Origin of the sequence: Rhodopseudomonas palustris (assembly GCF_003226555.1) — a bacterium.
In the GTDB taxonomy this organism is placed as follows: Bacteria; Pseudomonadota; Alphaproteobacteria; order Rhizobiales; family Xanthobacteraceae; genus Rhodopseudomonas; species Rhodopseudomonas palustris_I.
Genome location: NZ_QKQS01000042.1, coordinates 103,665 through 120,891 on the forward strand (window position 1 = coordinate 103,665; position 17,227 = coordinate 120,891).

A 17,227-nucleotide genomic window follows, 5' to 3' on the forward strand; every position below is an offset into this window, starting at 1 on the left:
GATGACCCGCGAAATCGGCCCCCGACCCACCCGGCCCTTGAGAAGCGCGGCGCTGGCGCTGTCCGCCGCGGCGGCGCTCAGTTTGTTGCCGAGCTTGACCGCCGTTCAGGCACGCGACTACCGCGCAGCTCCGGTGGCAGCTTCGAGTTCCGGCCTGAACGCTCAGTCGATCGCGCTCGGTATCGGCAAGTCGATGGTGATCGACCTGCCACGCGACATCAAGGACGTCCTGGTCGCGGATCCGAAAATCGCGAACGCCGTGATCCGGTCGGCACAGCGGGCCTATATCATTGGCGCCACCGTTGGGCAGACCAACATCGTCTTCTTCGACTCCAGCGGCCAGCAGATCGCCGCCTACGACATCGCAGTGACCCGGGACCTTAACGGTATCCGCGCTGCCCTGAAGCAGTCGATTGCGAACGGAGATGTTCACGTCGAGGGACTCGGCGATGGCGTAATGCTGACCGGCTGGGTCGGCTCCCCCATCGAAGCGCAGCAGGCGTTCGATCTGGCAGCGCGCCTCGTTGGCGACGACAAGAAGGTGGTGAACAACATCGCCGTTCGCGGACGCGACCAGGTGATGCTGAAGATCACCGTCGCCGAAGTGCAGCGCGACATCGTCAAACAGCTCGGCGTCGACCTCAGCGCGAACCTCGCCTACGGCACAGCGGTCGTGAACTTCAACAACACCAACCCGTTTACGCAATCGGGCTCCGCGCTGGTGCCAAACAACGCGCTGACGACCAAGTTTGGATCGCTGCCATCGGTCACCGCCACCTTGCGGGCGATGGAGAGTGCCGGTGTGGTGCGCACCCTCGCCGAACCGAACCTGACCGCAATCTCGGGCGAGCCGGCCACGTTCCTGGCCGGCGGCGAATTCCCCGTGCCGAGCGGCGTGACCTGCAGCAACGGCGTCTGCACGCCATCGGTCACATTCAAGAAGTTCGGTATTCTGCTCAACTTCACCCCGGTGGTGATGACCGCGGGGCGGATCAGCCTCAAGGTGATGACCGAGGTCTCGGAGGTCTCGAGCGACAACTCGGTCGTCATCAACAGCCTGTCGGTGCCGTCGATCAAGACCCGCCGGGTCGAGAGCACGGTTGAGATCCCTTCCGGCGGCTCCCTGGCGATGGCCGGGTTGATTCAGGAACAAACCAAGCAGGCGATCAACGGGCTACCGGGCGCAGCGCAATTGCCGGTGCTCGGCAGCCTGTTCCGCAGCCGCGACTACATCAATCGCCAAACCGAGCTGATGGTGCTGGTGACGCCCTATGTGGTGCGTGCAGTGGCGCAGAAGGATCTGTCGCGGCCGGATGACGGCTTCGCCGATGCTTCGGACCCGCAGTCGGATCTGCTCGGCAGCATCAACAAACTCTATGGCGTCCCCGGTCGCACCGAGCCGGCACGCACCTATCGCGGCCATTTCGGCTTCATCACCGACTAAAGGCGGGGCGAGGACAGGACGATGATATCCACCACATCCGCCAGAGCGATGCGCGGCCTCAGTCTTGGGGCCGCCTTGATCGGTTTTTCGCTGTCGCTGGGGGGCTGCACCCATACCAGTCGCGAAGTCGAGGTGACGCAGAGCATTCCGAGCGACTATCGGCAGCGCCATCCGATCGCGATCAGGGAAGCCGACCGCACCGTCGAAGTCTTCATCGGCAACGGCCGCGGCGGCTTGACTGCGCCCCAACGCGCCGACGTGGCAGAGTTCGGCCAGACTTGGCTGCGCGAAGGCACCGGCCCGATCATCGCCGAAGTACCGATCGATACGCCGAACGCTCGGGCGGCTTCGGATTCCATTCGGGAGATCCGCTCACTGCTGGCCGCCGGCGGCGTGCCGCCGCGCGGCGTCACCGTGAAGCACTATCGGCCGGCTGATCCGCGGACCTTCGCGACCATCCGGCTGATCTATCCGCGGATCGCTGCCGTCGCCGGCCCCTGCGGTCTGTGGCCAGAGGATCTTGGTCCCAGCATCAAGAACAAGGGCTACTTCGACAACCGCCAGTACTGGAATCTCGGTTGCGCAAATCAGCGCAATCTCGCGGCGATGGTCGACAACCCCGCAGACCTGGTCCAGCCGCGGCCCGAAACGCCGCCCTATACGGCGCGACGCGTCGTCACCAACGACGCCTATCGGACCACCAAACCCGACACTTCCGACAAAACTAAATTGAGCAACGCCGGACAATGATCAGCTATTCCCGCGAGAACCAGGACGAACCGGCCGCAGCGGCTGTGGCTCCCGCGCCGGATGAGCATATTGCGCCGGCGCCGCGGGTGTCCGTTCAAGCCTTCTGCGAGACCGTCGAGACCGCAGCTGCGGTGCAGGCTGCCGGCGAAGACCGGCGGCTCGCCAAGGCGCATCTGAAAATCCAGATGGGCGGCGTCGTCGCAGCGATAGAGGCCTATCGCTCTGCACCGACACCCAATGTCATCATTCTGGAGACCGACGCGCGCAGCGACGTGTTGGTCGGTCTCGATCAACTCGCGACGGTGTGCGATCCCGGCACCCGGGTGATCGTCATCGGCAAAGTCAACGACGTGACGCTGTACCGCGAACTGGTCCGGCGCGGCGTCAGCGATTATGCGATCGCCCCGGTCCGCCCGATCGATGTGGTGCAGTCGATCTGCAACTTGTTCTCCGCCCCGGAAGCCAAGGCGGTCGGTCGCATCATTGCCGTCGTCGGAGCAAAAGGCGGGGTCGGCGCCTCCACCATCGCCCACAACGTCGCCTGGGCGATCGCGCGAGACCTTGCGCTCGACTCGGTAGTCGCAGACCTCGATCTGGCATTCGGCACCGCCGGGCTCGACTACAATCAGGACCCGCCGCAGGGAATTGCCGAGGCTGTATTCTCGCCGGAGCGGGTCGACACCGCCTTCGTCGATCGGCTGCTGTCGAAATGCACCGACCACCTCAGCCTGCTTGCCGCACCGGCTACGCTGGATCGCGTCTACGATTTCGGTGTCGACGCATTCGATGCGATTTTCGACACTCTACGCAGCACGATGCCCTGCATCGTGCTCGATGTTCCGCATCAGTGGACGGGGTGGACCAAACGCGCACTCACCAACGCCGATGACATCCTGATCGTCGCGACGCCGGACCTCGCGAACCTGCGCAACACCAAGAATCTGATCGACCTGCTGAAGGCTGCGCGGCCGAACGACCGCCCACCGCTATACTGCCTGAACCAGGTCGGCGTTCCGAAGCGGCCGGAGATCTCCACGAACGAATTCGCCAAGGCGATCGAGAGCCCGCCGATCGTCTCAATTCCGTTCGACCCGCCGATGTTCGGGGCCGCCGCCAATAATGGCCAGATGATCGCGGAGATCGCAGCAAACCACAAAACCACAGACATGTTCCTGCAGATCGCCCAGCGGCTGACGGGGCGCGGTGAGACCAAAAAGGCGAAGGGTATGTTCCTGGCGCCGCTTCTGGAGAAGTTGCGGGCCAAGTGAGTCTGAAGTTGGAGTATCGAGGTGTTTGGTAAGCGCGGACCGGATAACGACGTCAGGGCTCCGAAGCCGGCGAGCTTTGCGCCGGAAGCGGCAACGCGTGCACCCGAACCACGGCCGGCGATCTCCTCGCCGCCGATTGCGCCTGCACGGGCTATCCCGATGCCCCCGCCGGTGGTCGAGACCCGTCGCTCGGAAAACTACTATCAGGTCAAGGCGACCATTTTCGGTGCGCTGATCGAAGCGATCGACCTGGCGCAGCTCGCCAAGCTCGACGGCGAATCCGCCCGCGAAGAAATCCGCGACATCGTCAATGAGATCATCGCGATCAAGAATATCGTGATGTCGATCGCCGAGCAGGAAGAACTGCTCGACGATATCTGTAACGATGTGCTCGGCTACGGCCCGCTCGAACCACTGCTGTCGCGCGACGACATCTCCGACATCATGGTTAATGGCGCCGGGACGGTCTATATTGAAGTGGCTGGTCGTATTCAGCGCACCGGCATCCGGTTTCGCGACAATCAGCAGCTGCTCAACATCTGCCAGCGCATTGTCAGCCAGGTCGGCCGGCGTGTCGATGAATCCTCCCCGATCTGCGATGCCCGCCTTGCCGATGGCTCCCGCGTCAACGCCATCGTGCCACCGCTGGCGATCGATGGACCAGCGCTCACCATCCGCAAGTTCAAGAAAGACAAGCTGACGCTCGAGCAGTTGGTCAAGTTCGGGGCGATTTCCTACGAGGGCGCGCAGATCCTGCAGATCATCGGCCGCGTCCGCTGCAATGTGCTGATTTCGGGCGGCACCGGCTCGGGCAAGACCACCCTGCTCAACTGCCTGACCAACTATATCGACGACGACGAGCGCATCATCACCTGCGAGGATGCGGCCGAACTGCAACTGCAGCAGCCGCATGTCGTGCGCTTGGAAACGCGCCCGCCCAACATCGAGGGTGAGGGCCAGGTCACGATGCGTGATTTAGTCCGCAACTGCCTGCGCATGCGACCAGAGCGGATCATCGTCGGCGAAGTCCGCGGCCCCGAAGCATTCGACCTGTTGCAGGCGATGAACACTGGCCACGACGGCTCGATGGGCACGCTGCACGCCAACAACCCGCGTGAAGCACTGTCGCGCTGTGAATCCATGATCACGATGGGAGGCTTCTCGCTGCCGTCGCGCACGATTCGCGAGATGATCTGTGCGTCGATCGACGTCATCATCCAGGCGGCTCGCCTGCGCGACGGCTCGCGGCGCATCACCCACATCACCGAGGTGGTGGGGATGGAAGGCGACACCATCATCACGCAGGACATTTTCCTGTACGATATCCTCGGGGAAGACGCCAACGGTCAGCTCCTCGGCCGTCACCGATCCACCGGTATCGGTCGTCCGCGGTTCTGGGAACGCGCCCGCTACTTCGGCGAAGAGCAACGACTCGCCGCGGCGCTCGATGCCGCGGAGGTCGCGGCGACCACATAAGGAGACGGGTGCGATGGAGATGCAAACGCTCGCACTCGGCTTCTTCGCCGCGATCGCCGTCGGTGGTCTGGCTTGGGTCTTCGTCTATCCGTCGCTCTCCGGCGACACCAAGGTCGAGAAACGGCTGAGCTCGGTGGCCCGCACCACGCCAACGGTCCGCCAGGTCGATCGCGTTCAGCGATCGCGACGCGAACAAGTCGAGGGCTCGCTGAAGGAGATCGAGACCCGCAACGCAAAGCAGAAGAAGGTCCCGCTGAATACCCGGCTGTCGCAGGCAGGGCTCGACTGGACCCCCGCCAAATTCGGCACCCTCTCCGCTGTGTTGGGCGTGACTGTTCTCGGCATCGCGATCCTGTTTGGCGCGAGCCTGATCGCCGCGGCCGGTCTGGGCTTCGCCGCTGGCTTCGGTCTGCCGCGCTGGACCCTTGGCTTTCTCAAGCGGCGGCGCGAGAAGAAGTTTCTCGCCGCTCTCCCTGACGCCGTCGACGTCATCGTCCGCGGCATTAAAGCCGGCCTGCCACTGTTCGACTCGATCAAGATGGTCGCTGCCGATGCGCCGGAGCCGCTTCGAACCGAGTTCAATGCCATTATCGAGACTCAGACGATCGGCATGCCGCTCGATGAAGCCTGCGCGCGTCTGTACGATCGGATGCCGCTGCCCGAAGCCAACTTTCTGGGCATCGTGATCTCGATCCAACAGAAGTCGGGCGGCAATCTGGCGGAGGCGCTGTCCAACCTGTCGAAGGTGCTTCGCGACCGTAAAAAGATGGCCGAGAAAATCCAGGCGATGTCGATGGAGGCCAAGGCCTCGGCAGCGATCATCGGATCGCTGCCCCCGATCGTGATGCTGCTGGTGTATCTGACCACACCGGACTACATCGCACTGCTGTGGACGCATCCTATCGGCCGCATCATGCTCGCTGGGTGCGTGCTCTGGATGTCGGCGGGCATCTTCGTGATGAAGAAGATGATCAACTTCGACTTCTGAGGGTGGGCCATGATCGATTTCCTGATAGCGAAGTTCGAAGACGCGCGCTTCATGGCGTCGTTGCTCGCGGCAATCGCGGCGAGTGCGACGGTCTACACCCTGGTCACTCCGTTCCTTGCCGGCCAACCGCTCGCCAAGCGAATGAAGGCCGTTGGCAGCGAACGGGAACGTATCCGCCAGCGCGAACGCGATCGGCTCGCCAAATCAGAGAAGGTTTCGCTCCGGCAGGCTCCAAAGAAGCTGGTCGCGCGCGTGGTCGAAGACTTCAATCTCTCCAAATGGCTGGCTCAGGAAAGCGCACGCGACAAGTTGGTGATGGCCGGCTATCGCGGCCAGGCGCCTTACATCACGTTCCTGTTCTTCCGCATGGTGGCGCCAATCGCGTTCGGAGTCGCATCGGCATTGTATGTATTCGTGATCGCCAAGATCGATCAGCCAACCACCATCAAGGTCGGTATCTGCATCGCCGCGATTTTCCTCGGCATGCAGGCGCCGATGCTGTTCCTGAAGAACGCGATTCAGAAACGTCAGTTGTCGATCAAGCGCGCCTTCCCCGACGCGCTCGACCTGCTGCTGATCTGTATCGAGTCCGGAATGTCGATTGAAACGGCATTCCGCCGGGTGTCGATGGAAATCGGCTCGCAATCGATTCCGCTTGCCGAGGAATTCACTCTAACGACCGCCGAATTGTCCTATCTGCAAGATCGCAAGCAGGCGTATGAGAATCTGGCGCACCGGACCGGCCTCGACGGCGTGAAGTCCGTGTGCTTGGCGCTGCAGCAGGCCGAACGCTACGGCACCCCCCTCGGCCACAGCCTGCGGGTGATGGCGCAAGAAAATCGCGACATGCGGATGAACGAGGCCGAGAAGAAGGCCGCCGCGTTGCCGCCCAAGCTCACCGTTCCGATGATCTTGTTCTTCCTGCCGGTCCTGTTCGTGGTCATTCTCGGACCGACCGGCATTCGTGTCGCGGCCATGCAGTAAAGAGCGGCTCCGCCGGGGCGTCCGGCGTCGACAGCAATTTCGATCAGCGGCCCGACGCCATCACGCCGACCTTGCGGCCCGCTGTGCGCGTTGCATCCTGGCCGCTCACCATCTGCTTCAGATAGGCGACATTGGCGGCAGCCTCGTCCGGTGGCAGATCGGCGCGGACGATCGACTCGGCCTCCGCAAAGCGTCCTTGCAGACCGATCACCAGCGCGAGGTTCTGCCGTACTCGGGAGTCGGCGCGGCCGCTGGCATAGGCTTGCCGCAGCACCTCTTCGGCCTTCGGCAGATCCTTGGTCAGGACGTAGGACATGCCGAGATTCGACAGCACCGAGGGCTCTCCAGGCGCCAGCCGCAGCGCGCTGGCATAGTAACGCCGCGCCTCGTCGTTGCGGCCCATCTGGTCGAGCACCGTGCCCTGCACCGACAAGATCCGCCAATCCGGATTGTCCGGGCTGTGCGCCCGGGACAGCGTGTCGAACGCCAGTTGGAAATTACCGTTGTCGGCGAGCGCGCGGCCGTACGCGGCTCGCACCGCTTTATTGCTGGGATTGGCGAGCGAAGCCTTCTCGAGCACCGCCACGGCCTGGGCCCGCTGCCCAATCGCGCGCAGCGCATTGCCGTAAGCAATTGCTGCGTCTGGATCGCGGGGCCGCGAGCGATAGCGTTCGCCGGCGATCTGTTCCATACGCTGCGGATCGGCCGGAGCTTCCGCCCGCGCGCCCAGGGAGCCGGTGACGTCCGGCATGCCGATGGTCTTGCAACCGGCGAGCATCATGGCCAATCCGACGGAGAGGGCCGCGGAGGTGGCAATCCGGGCAAGACAGGGCAGCTCGCGCATGGCACCGTTACTCACAAAACCGTCCAATTCCGCTTCAGCAATAGAGCGTTAACCCTAATGTTGGGTTAATCCCCTGCGGTGGCGCCGCCGCCCACGATTCGCAAAGAGCCGCACCTCATGCATCCGATCTTCCAATCCGCCCCCGAGCAGAAGACGACTCCAATCTCATTCGTCACCAAGTCGAGTTGGGACGCCGTTCGCGCCGGGCTGCCGCAAGCGGCGCAGCGCTTTGCCTCGGCGAACGGCTACAGCGGCAAACCCGGCCAATATCTGGCGCTGCCGACAGCGGACGGCGACATTGGACACGTGTTGTTCGGCCTCGATGAACTCGGCGCACGAAGCCATGACCCGTTTCGTCCGGGCGCCCTGCCCGGCCTGCTGCCGGCCGGCGTCTATCGCTTCGCCAATGCGCCACACGACGCGCGGCTCGCGGCGCTCGCCTTCGCGCTCGGCACCTATAAGTTCGGCCGCTATCGCAAGGTCGAGCCGCCGGCGGTACGGCTGGTGCCGCCCGATGGGGTCGATCCCGCTGCGGTCAGCCGCGCTGCCGAAGCCGCCGCGCTGGCACGCGACCTGATCAACACGCCGGCGAACGATATGGGCCCGGCCGAACTCGCGGAGGCCGCCGAGGCGCTGGCGACGCGGTTCGGCGCGAACCTCAGCGTCATCGTTGGCGACGAGCTCTCTACTCAGAATTTTCCGCTGATCCATGCCGTCGGCATGGCGTCGACCCGTGCACCGCGACTGATCGATCTCACCTGGGGTGATCTGTCCCACCCGAAGGTCACGTTGGTTGGCAAGGGCGTGTGCTTCGATACCGGCGGTCTGGATCTGAAGCCGTCGAGCGCGATGCTGATCATGAAGAAGGACATGGGCGGGGCCGCCAACGTCTTGGCGTTGGCGTCGATGATCATGGACGCCGGATTGAAACTGCGGCTCCGCGTGCTGATCCCGGCGGTCGAGAACTCCGTCGCCGGCAACGCGATGCGGCCGCTCGACATCTTCGCCTCGCGTAAAGGGCCGACCGTCGAAATCGGCAACACCGATGCCGAAGGCCGCTTGGTGCTGGCCGATGCGCTGGCCTATGCGGACGAGGACGCGCCGGATCTGCTGATCGATCTCGGCACGCTGACCGGTGCCGCCCGCGTCGCGCTCGGCCCAGATCTTCCGCCCTACTACACCAACGACGAGGCGCTGGCGCTCGACGTCGCGCGTCACGCGAGCGCGGAGAACGATCCGCTGTGGCGGATGCCGCTGTGGGGCCCGTACGACTCGTGGCTCGACTCCAAGGTCGCGAACATCAACAACGCGCCGTCCGGCGGCTTTGCCGGCTCGATTACGTGCACGCTGTTCCTGCAGCGCTTCGTCGAAGCCGCCAAGAGCTGGCTGCACGTCGATATCTACGGCTGGACGCCGAAGGCCAAGCCCGGTCGGCCGGAGGGCGGCGAATGTCAGGCGGCGCGCGCGATCTTCGCGCTGTTGAGCGAGCGCTATGGCTGACCCGCGTTTCGATCGGAGGTTGACGCCGGCGCGGCCGGACCTCGCGGCCAAATACCTCGAGGGCCAAGTCTCCGCGGCCCGCTTCGTCGAAGGCGAGGTGTTCGAAGTCAGCTACGGCGTCGCTCCGGTGCGGCGCGAGCCGTTTGCCGGCGCGATGCTGGAGACCGAAGCGCTCAAGGGCGAGCGCGTCACCGTTTATGAGCGCACCGAAGAAGGCTGGGCCTGGGGCCAACTGATGACCGACAGCTATGTCGGCTGGCTGCCCGACCTCGCTTTGTACAAGCCTACCGCAGAACCGACCCACAAAGTGACGGCGCTACGCACCTTGGCGTTCCCCGGTCCTTCGATCAAACTGCCACCGGCGGAGACGTTGCCACTCGGCGCGCGGCTGACGATCATCCGCGAGCAGGAGAGCTTCGCGGTGACGCAGGAGGGCTGGTACGTCCCGCGCCAGCACGTCGCTCCTCTCGCCCACGTCGAATCCGATTTCGTCGCAATCGCCGAGCGCTTCCTCGGCACGCCGTATCTGTGGGGCGGCCGAAGCAGCCTCGGCATCGATTGCTCAGGTCTGGTGCAAACCGCGCTGGCGGCTTGCGGAATCGCGGCACCGCGCGACAGCGACATGCAGCAAGCCGCGCTCGGCACGTCCGTGTCGCTCGCCGATCAGACGGCGCTGAAGCGCGGGGATCTACTGTTCTGGAACGGCCACGTCGCGATTGCGCGCGACGCCGTCAGCCTCGTCCACGCCAACGCCTATCACATGGCGACCGCGACCGAGCCGACCCAGGAGGCGATCGCCCGGATTGCAGCCGCCGGCAGCGCGCTGACTGCAATCAGGCGGCTCGGCTGAAGCACTCTTGCAGCCGCGCGCGGTTGAGCGCCAGCCACTGCATCGCCGTGACCAGCAGCGCATTGTTGAAAGCGCCGCGGCTCAGCGCAGCCAGCGCCTCATCGATCGCAACGACGAACGGCTCGGTGTCCTCATCCTCTTCCGCAAGGCCAGCCCGTTGCAGGATGGCGCTGGAATCGACGTGGCCGACGAAGAAAACGATCTGCTCGTCGGTGATGCCGGGTGTCGGTAGCACACGATAGAGCTCAGCGAGCTGCGTTGGCGCCACGCCGATCTCTTCGATACATTCGCGCCGCGCGGCATCCGCGTCGCTTTCGTGAGAATCGATCCGTCCAGCGACGATTTCGACCATGTCGCCACGACCGGTGGCGAGATGCGCCGGCAGGCGAAACTGTCGGATCAACACGATCGAATCCCGCGCCAGATCGATCGGGATCACGGCGGCGACACGGCTGGCGCGCAGCACGTCTCGCCGCTGCAACAGCGGAGGCTCTCCGTCCCGCCGCAGCGAAACCTCGAAGCGTTCATAGGCCATGAAGCCCTGCCCGATCAGTTCGGGCGTCGACACCATGACGTCAGCCACGCGGTCCGCGAGCTGATCAGTCTCGTTGCTCTCGCTCATCAACCACCTATTGGGCCGCGGCGCCGTCGGGCGAGGTCTCGAGCCGAAACGCGGCGGCGAACAGCGCACGCGTATAGTCGGTCTTCGGAGCCTTGAACAGCTCCGCCGCAGGGCCTTCCTCCACGACCTTGCCCTGTTTCATGACGATCAGATGACTGGCGAGCGAGGCCACCACGCGCAAATCGTGCGAGATGAACATATAAGTCAGGTCGCGCTTGCGCTGCAGTTCGCGAAGCAGATCGACCATCTGCGCCTGAAACAACATATCGAGCGCACTGGTCGGCTCGTCGAGCACCACGAAATTGGGCTCCAGCACGACCGCGCGCGCGATCGAAATCCGCTGACGCTGGCCACCAGAGAATTCGTGCGGATAGCGGAAGCGCGTCGCCGGATCGAGACCGACGTCCTTCAGCGACTTGATCACCCGCGCTTCGCGCTCGGCCTCGTCGAGCTGCGGCTGATGCACGCTGAGCCCCTCGGCGATGATATCGCCCACCGACATGCGCGGACTGAGTGCGCCGAACGGGTCTTGAAATACGATCTGCATATCGCGGCGATAGGTGCGCATCTGCTTGAACTTCAGCCCCTGAACATCGTCACCGAGAAACACGATCGGTCCGTCCGACGAGATCAGCCGCAGGAGCGCCAATCCGAGCGTGGTCTTGCCCGAACCGGACTCCCCGACCACGCCGAGCGTCTCGCCCTTACGGATCGCCAGCGTCACCCCGTCGACTGCCTTGATATGGCCGACCGTCTTGCGCAGCAGGCCACGACGGATCGGAAACCAGACCTTGAGATCGTCGGTCGAGATCACCACCGGCGCATCGGGACAGGGCGGCGCCGGATCGGGCTTCGGCTCGGCCGCGAGCAGCGCCTTGGTGTAGGGATGCTGCGGATCGGCAAACACCTGCTCGACCGGCCCCTGCTCGACGATCTTACCGGTGTGCATCACGCACACCGTGTCGGCGATGCGGCGGACGATGCCGAGATCATGGGTGATGAACAGCATGCTCATGCCGAGCCGGGCGCGGATGTCGGCGAGGAGCGCCAGGATCTGCGCCTGCACGGTGACGTCGAGCGCGGTCGTCGGTTCGTCGGCGATCAGCAGGTCCGGCTCGTTGGCGAGCGCCATCGCAATCATCACCCGCTGCCGCTGGCCGCCGGACAATTGATGCGGATAGCTGGCGAGGCGTGTCTCCGGCTCCGGGATGCCGACCTGGGTCAGCAGCTCGATGATCCGCGACCGCGCCTTGGCGCCGCGCACCCCGCCGTGCAATTGCAGGATCTCGCCGATCTGCGCCTCGATCGTGTGCAGCGGATTGAGCGAGGTCATCGGCTCCTGAAATACGATCGAGATCTCGTTGCCGCGAATGCCACGGATCTCGCGCTCGGACATGCCGAGCAGTTCGCGCCCCTTGAACCGGATCTGTCCGGACGGATGCGATGCGCTCGGATACGGCAGCAGCTTCAGAATCGACAGCGCGCTCACCGACTTGCCCGACCCCGACTCCCCGACCAGCGCGACGCACTCGCCGCGCTTGATCTGGTACGAAATATGGTCGACCGCGGTGGTGGCGCCGCTCGGCTGGTGAAACGCGACCGACAGGTCGCTGACGTCGAGCAAAGGCTGGTTGATCGCGTCCATCAGGCAAGCTCGCAGAGTTGAAGCCATGTCGGCCCGCCGGCGATTGCGCGGCCCAGCCGCTGGTCTTCGGTCAAGAAGTAATCACATCCCGTCGCCCGCGCAGTCGCCACGTGAATCGCATCCATCGGTTTGATTCCCAGCTCAGCCTGGAGATGACAGGAGGACAGGAGAATGTCGCGACTGACCGGCACCGTCAGAAGCGGACTAAGAGGTGAAAAGAACAACTCGTACTTTTCCAAATAGTCGGGGCTCTTGAGCGAGATCGGCTTTGGCATGACCTCGGCAATCGTCAGTTCGGAGGTCACCACTCGCACTGTATCGGCATCGACCGCGCTCAAAAACGCACGGATCGTCTCGGCCCATTGGCTGCCTTGCTCGATCGCATAGATGATGATGTTCGAGTCCAGGTAGATCGGACGTTCTTTGTAGCGCTCCCACATCAGTGATCTTCGCGCAAGTCGCGGATATACCGAACGACGTCCTGGTCGCTGCCGTGGAGATTGGGAACGGAGCCTGCCAACGGAGCGAGCATGACCCTCGGCTGACGATCTGCCTTGGGCCTGAATTCGATCTCGACCCAACCATGCTGCGGCAGACCTTCCTGAAGGTCCGACGGCAGCTTATCGACCGGGTACTCTCGTACGATCTTGTTCATCGCCTCTGCTCCGGACAGGAGTTTACCACGCCCTCACCTGAACGTCTTGCGCGGGTCGAAGGCGTCGCGGACGGCTTCGCCGATGAAGATCAGCAGCGACAGCATGATCGCGACGGCAAAGAACCCGGTGAAGCCGAGCCACGGTGCCTGGACGTTGGCCTTGCCCTGCGCGAGCAACTCGCCCAGCGACGGCGAGCCGGGCGGCAGGCCGAAGCCGAGGAAGTCGAGCGCGGTCAGCGTCATCACCGAGGACGAGACGATGAACGGCAGGAACGTCATGGTGGCCACCATGGCGTTCGGAAGCAGATGCCGCAGCATGATCTTGACGTTGGAAACGCCAAGCGCTCGCGCCGCCATGATGTATTCGAAATTGCGTCCGCGCAGGAACTCGGCCCGCACCAGACCGACCAGCGACACCCAACTGAACAGCAACAAAATACCAAGCAGCACGAAGAAGCCGGGCACTAGGACCGAGGACAGGATCAACAGCAGATACAGCGACGGGATCGCAGTCCACACCTCGATGAAGCGCTGAAAGCCGAGGTCGACCCAGCCGCCGAAATACCCCTGGATGCCGCCGGCAGCCACGCCGATGATCGACGAGATGATCGTCAAACTGAGGCCGAACAGGATCGAAATGCGGAAGCCGTAGATCAGCCGGGCGACGACATCCCTCCCCTGATCATCGGTCCCCAGCCAATTGTATTCGAGGTCGCTGCAGCTTTTGACGCCCTTCTTGGCGACCACTGCAGCGCATTCCTTCTCCGTCAACAGCCAGGTCGGTTTCGAAGGCGCCGGCGTCGGCAGATCGAGATTGTGCGTGTCGTAGGAATAACGGATCGGCGCCCAGATCACGGTACCGCCCTTGTCGGCGATCAACTTCTGCAGATAAGGATCGCGATAATCCGCAGCAGTCTCGAAATCGCCGCCGAAAGTGGTTTCGGCATAGGTGACCACCGCGGGGAAATAGTAATGGCCGTCGAGCTTGATCAGAAGCGGCCGGTCGTTGGCGATGAACTCGGCGAACAGCGAGACGCCGAACAACACCAGAAAGACCCAGAGCGACCAGTAGCCGCGGCGGTTGGCTTTGAAATTCTGCCAGCGCCGCCTGTTCAGCGGCGAAAACGATAGCCGGTGGCGCGCAGGCGGCACTGCCTCGCCAAGCGGCGCCGCGGTGGTGCTCTCGATCGGTTCGCGTGACATCACCGTCATCAAACGTCCCGCGCCTCGAAGTCGATCCGCGGATCGATCCACATATAGGTCAGATCGGAGATCAGGTTCACCACCAGGCCGACCAGCGAAAAGATGAACAGGGTGCCGAACACCACCGGATAGTCTCGATTGAGTACGCTTTCGAAGCCGAGCAGACCGAGGCCGTCGAGCGAGAAGATGGTTTCGATCAACAGCGATCCAGAAAAGAACGCCCCGATGAATGCGCTCGGAAATCCAGCGATCACGATCAGCATGGCGTTTCGAAACACGTGCCCGTACAACACCTGGGTCTCGCTGCAGCCTTTGGCTCGCGCGGTCATGACGTATTGCTTGCGGATCTCGTCCAGGAACGAATTCTTGGTCAGCAGCGTCATGGTTGCGAAAGCGCCGAGCGCCATCGAGATCAACGGCAAGGTCAGGTGCCAGAAATAGTCGATGATCTTCCAATACCAGGGAAACTCGCTCCAGCCGTCGGACGTCAGTCCGCGCAGCGGAAACCAGCTGAAGAACGAGCCGCCAGCGAACAGGATGATCAACAGGATCGCGAACAGAAAGCCTGGAATTGCGAAGCCGACGATGATCACCGCCGATGTCCAGGTATCGAATTTCGAGCCGTCCTGCACCGCCTTGCGGATGCCGAGCGGAATCGAGATCAGATAGGTCAGCAGCATCATCCAGATCCCGAGCGACATCGAAACCGGCAACTTCTCCTTGATCAGTTGCAGCACGCTGACGTCACGAAAATAGCTCTTACCGAAATCGAACCGGGCGAAATTCCACAGCATCAGCGCAAAGCGCTCCGGGGCCGGCTTATCGAAGCCGAATTGCTTCTCCAGGCTCTTGACGAACTCGGGGTCGAGACCCTGCGCGCCGCGATACTTCGAATTGACGGCATCGGCCGAACCGGCCGCTTGCGGCCGCGCTCCGAAATCGCCGCCCGATGATCCGGAGATCCGCGACGAGGCGCCGGTGTCGGCGCCGGAAATCTGCGCAATGACCCGTTCGACCGGCCCGCCGGGCGCGAACTGCACCACAACGAAGGAGACAAACAGAATCCCGAGCAAGGTCGGAAACATCAAGAGGACGCGGCGGGCAATATAGGCTGCCATACTATTTGGTTCCTCGGTCGGCGGCAGCCGCCGCGTCTTTGGCCCACCATAAGTCCGGAACGCCGACGCCGGCATATTTCGGCAGCTTCGGCGGATGACCGAATACGTCCCAATAGGCCAGCCGATGCGAGGCCGAGTACCATTGCGGCACCCAATAGCGACCGGCGCGGATCAACCGGTCGAGCGCGCGGGCGGCAATCACCAGCTTGGCGCGACTGTCGGCGGCGATCACCTGATCGATCAGCGCATCGATCGCCGGATCGGCGATGCCGGACAGATTGTTGGAGCCCTTGATAGCGGCCGTTTGCGACGAGAAGTAGTTGCGGAGCGCGTCTCCGGGCACAGTCGAGAATCCGTAACGCTCGATCGTCAGGTCGAAGTCGAAATCATCGCGCCTCGCCCGGAGTTGCACCGGATCGACCATGCGTAAAGTGGCCTCAATGCCCAAAGTGCCGAGGTTCTTGATGAAGGGCATATGGTGAGGCTGGAACGCCGGCTCGTCGAGCAGGAACTCGACTCGAAAAGGCTCGCCCGACGGGGTCAGGCACTTGCCGTTCTTGATTGGAAATCCGGCCTCTTTCAGAAGTTGGACGCCCCGGCGCAGCAGCGTCCGATCCTGGCCGGAGCCATCTGACACCGGCGGCACGAACGGCTCGCCGAACACTTCATCCGGCACCTTGCCGCGGAACGGCTCGAGCAGCGCCAGTTCCTGCGGCGACGGCGTTCCAACCGCCATCAGGTCGGAATTCTGAAACGGCGACACCGTCCGCGCGTAGGTGCCGTACATGATCGTCTTGTTGGTCCATTCGAAATCGAATGCACAGCCGAGCGCCTGGCGCACCCGTGGGTCCTTGAACTTGTCGCGGCGCGTGTTGATGAACCAGCCCTGGGCGCCGGACGGCGTTTCGTCCGGCAGCATCTCGCGCTTGACGTGGCCGTCGTGGATCGCCGGAAAGTCGTAGCGGGTATTCCAGATGCGCGAGGTGAACTCCTCCCGGAACAAATAACTCCGCCCGGTGAAGCCCTCGAAGGCCACATCGCGATCGCGATAGAATTCGTATCGCACGGTGTCGAAATTGTTGGCCCCGATGTTGACCGGCAGTTTCGCGCCCCACCAGTCCTTCACCCGGTCGAACTCGATGAACCGGCCCGACTCCAGCCGCCCGACTTTGTACGGCCCGCTGCCGAGCGGCACCTCCATGGTCGACTCTTCGAACGGCTGCTTGGCGTAGTACGCTTCCGAGAACAGCGGCAGGCCGGCGACGAACAGCGGCACATCACGGGCGCGCTTCGGCTTGAAGGTGGCCACCAACGTCGCGTCGTCCTCCGCTTTCGCTTCGACGAAATCGCGCAACTGCTGCGTGATCAGCGGATGGCCCTTGGCCTTGAGGATGTTGAGCGAGAACGCGGCGTCGCGTGCGGTCAGCTTACTGCCGTCGTGAAACCGCGCTTCGGGCCTCATCGTGAATCGATAGGTCAGCCCGTCCGGTGAGATCACCACCTTGGAGGCAGCGAAGCCGTACATGGCGTCCGGCTCGTCGCCAGCGCGCGCCATCAGTGTCGCGAAGGTCAATCCCATCCCTTGCGCGCCGTCGCCCTTGAGAATGTAGGCGTTGAGCGAATTGAAGGTCAGGAACGACTGATTGAATGCGCGCACCGACGGGATGGTCGAGAACAGACCCCCTTTGGGGGCGCGCGGATCGATATAGTCGAAATGCGTAAAATCGACCGGATACTTGAGGTCGCCGAACGCCGAGATCCCATGCGAGGCGGTCTCGCCTTCGGTCGCGGCTGCGCTCTCCCGCAGATGCGCGACCGCGAGCGCGCCGACGCCGAGAGCGAGCACGTTGCGACGATTGAGTTGCGCCATACGCGAAGCA

16 protein-coding genes are annotated in these 17,227 nt (G+C 63.4%); 8 read left to right on the forward strand and 8 right to left on the reverse strand.

Annotated features, from left to right (window positions below; all coding sequences use genetic code 11):
• Position 1: 1 nt before the first annotated feature.
• The 6 genes from DNX69_RS25830 to DNX69_RS25855 are packed head-to-tail and all read left to right on the forward strand — an operon-like array spanning position 2 to position 6,910.
• Positions 2-1,444, forward strand: a complete 1,443-nt coding sequence (locus tag DNX69_RS25830; RefSeq protein WP_110788871.1) for a type II and III secretion system protein family protein — start codon at positions 2-4, stop codon at positions 1,442-1,444.
• A 21-nt stretch (positions 1,445-1,465) separates the two neighbouring features.
• Positions 1,466-2,194 (forward strand): CpaD family pilus assembly protein, encoded by a 729-nt coding sequence (locus DNX69_RS25835; RefSeq protein ID WP_110788872.1) that lies wholly within the window; start codon positions 1,466-1,468, stop codon positions 2,192-2,194.
• Positions 2,191-3,462: an AAA family ATPase gene (locus DNX69_RS25840; protein ID WP_110788873.1), complete on the forward strand. Its 1,272-nt coding sequence runs from the start codon at positions 2,191-2,193 to the stop codon at positions 3,460-3,462. The genes DNX69_RS25835 and DNX69_RS25840 overlap by 4 nt, the downstream gene beginning before the upstream one ends.
• A gap of 21 nt (positions 3,463-3,483) precedes the next feature.
• A complete protein-coding gene (locus tag DNX69_RS25845; protein WP_110788874.1) occupies positions 3,484-4,938 on the forward strand; it encodes a CpaF family protein in 1,455 nt (484 codons plus the stop codon).
• A 13-nt stretch (positions 4,939-4,951) separates the two neighbouring features.
• Complete coding sequence (locus DNX69_RS25850; RefSeq protein WP_110788875.1) at positions 4,952-5,926, forward strand: type II secretion system F family protein; 975 nt, start codon at positions 4,952-4,954, stop codon at positions 5,924-5,926.
• Between the two features lie 9 nt (positions 5,927-5,935).
• On the forward strand, positions 5,936-6,910 hold the full coding sequence (locus tag DNX69_RS25855) for a type II secretion system F family protein (protein ID WP_110788876.1): 975 nt from the start codon (positions 5,936-5,938) through the stop codon (positions 6,908-6,910).
• A 43-nt stretch (positions 6,911-6,953) separates the two neighbouring features.
• Here DNX69_RS25855 and DNX69_RS25860 read toward each other — a convergent pair whose 3' ends face one another.
• Positions 6,954-7,754: a tetratricopeptide repeat protein gene (locus DNX69_RS25860; protein ID WP_110788877.1), complete on the reverse strand. Its 801-nt coding sequence runs from the start codon at positions 7,752-7,754 to the stop codon at positions 6,954-6,956.
• Between the two features lie 117 nt (positions 7,755-7,871).
• Between DNX69_RS25860 and DNX69_RS25865 the strand changes: the two genes are divergently transcribed.
• On the forward strand, positions 7,872-9,254 hold the full coding sequence (locus DNX69_RS25865) for a leucyl aminopeptidase family protein (RefSeq protein WP_110788878.1): 1,383 nt from the start codon (positions 7,872-7,874) through the stop codon (positions 9,252-9,254).
• On the forward strand, positions 9,247-10,104 hold the full coding sequence (locus DNX69_RS25870) for a C40 family peptidase (RefSeq protein WP_110788879.1): 858 nt from the start codon (positions 9,247-9,249) through the stop codon (positions 10,102-10,104). The genes DNX69_RS25865 and DNX69_RS25870 overlap by 8 nt, the downstream gene beginning before the upstream one ends.
• Here the strand turns inward: DNX69_RS25870 and DNX69_RS25875 are convergent.
• Genes DNX69_RS25875 through DNX69_RS25905 form a run of 7 tightly spaced genes read right to left on the reverse strand, consistent with a single transcriptional unit; the run spans position 10,088 to position 17,217 of the window.
• Entirely contained in the window at positions 10,088-10,726 is a 639-nt protein-coding gene (locus DNX69_RS25875) for an NUDIX domain-containing protein (protein WP_110788880.1), read from the reverse strand. The two genes, DNX69_RS25870 and DNX69_RS25875, sit on opposite strands and share 17 nt — an antisense overlap.
• 7 nt (positions 10,727-10,733) lie before the next feature.
• Positions 10,734-12,371 (reverse strand): ABC transporter ATP-binding protein, encoded by a 1,638-nt coding sequence (locus DNX69_RS25880; RefSeq protein WP_110788881.1) that lies wholly within the window; start codon positions 12,369-12,371, stop codon positions 10,734-10,736.
• The gene (locus DNX69_RS25885; RefSeq protein WP_110788882.1) at positions 12,371-12,811 is read right to left on the reverse strand and encodes a type II toxin-antitoxin system VapC family toxin; all 441 of its coding nucleotides are present in this window, start codon (positions 12,809-12,811) and stop codon (positions 12,371-12,373) included. The genes DNX69_RS25880 and DNX69_RS25885 overlap by 1 nt, the downstream gene beginning before the upstream one ends.
• Complete coding sequence (locus tag DNX69_RS25890; RefSeq protein WP_110788883.1) at positions 12,811-13,026, reverse strand: hypothetical protein; 216 nt, start codon at positions 13,024-13,026, stop codon at positions 12,811-12,813. The genes DNX69_RS25885 and DNX69_RS25890 overlap by 1 nt, the downstream gene beginning before the upstream one ends.
• Before the next feature lie 33 nt (positions 13,027-13,059).
• Entirely contained in the window at positions 13,060-14,238 is a 1,179-nt protein-coding gene (locus DNX69_RS25895; RefSeq protein WP_110788884.1) for an ABC transporter permease, read from the reverse strand.
• On the reverse strand, positions 14,238-15,347 hold the full coding sequence (locus DNX69_RS25900) for a microcin C ABC transporter permease YejB (protein ID WP_110788885.1): 1,110 nt from the start codon (positions 15,345-15,347) through the stop codon (positions 14,238-14,240). Before DNX69_RS25900 ends, DNX69_RS25895 begins: the two co-directional genes overlap by 1 nt.
• Position 15,348: 1 nt before the next feature.
• On the reverse strand, positions 15,349-17,217 hold the full coding sequence (locus DNX69_RS25905; RefSeq protein WP_110788886.1) for an extracellular solute-binding protein: 1,869 nt from the start codon (positions 17,215-17,217) through the stop codon (positions 15,349-15,351).
• Positions 17,218-17,227 lie beyond the last annotated feature (10 nt).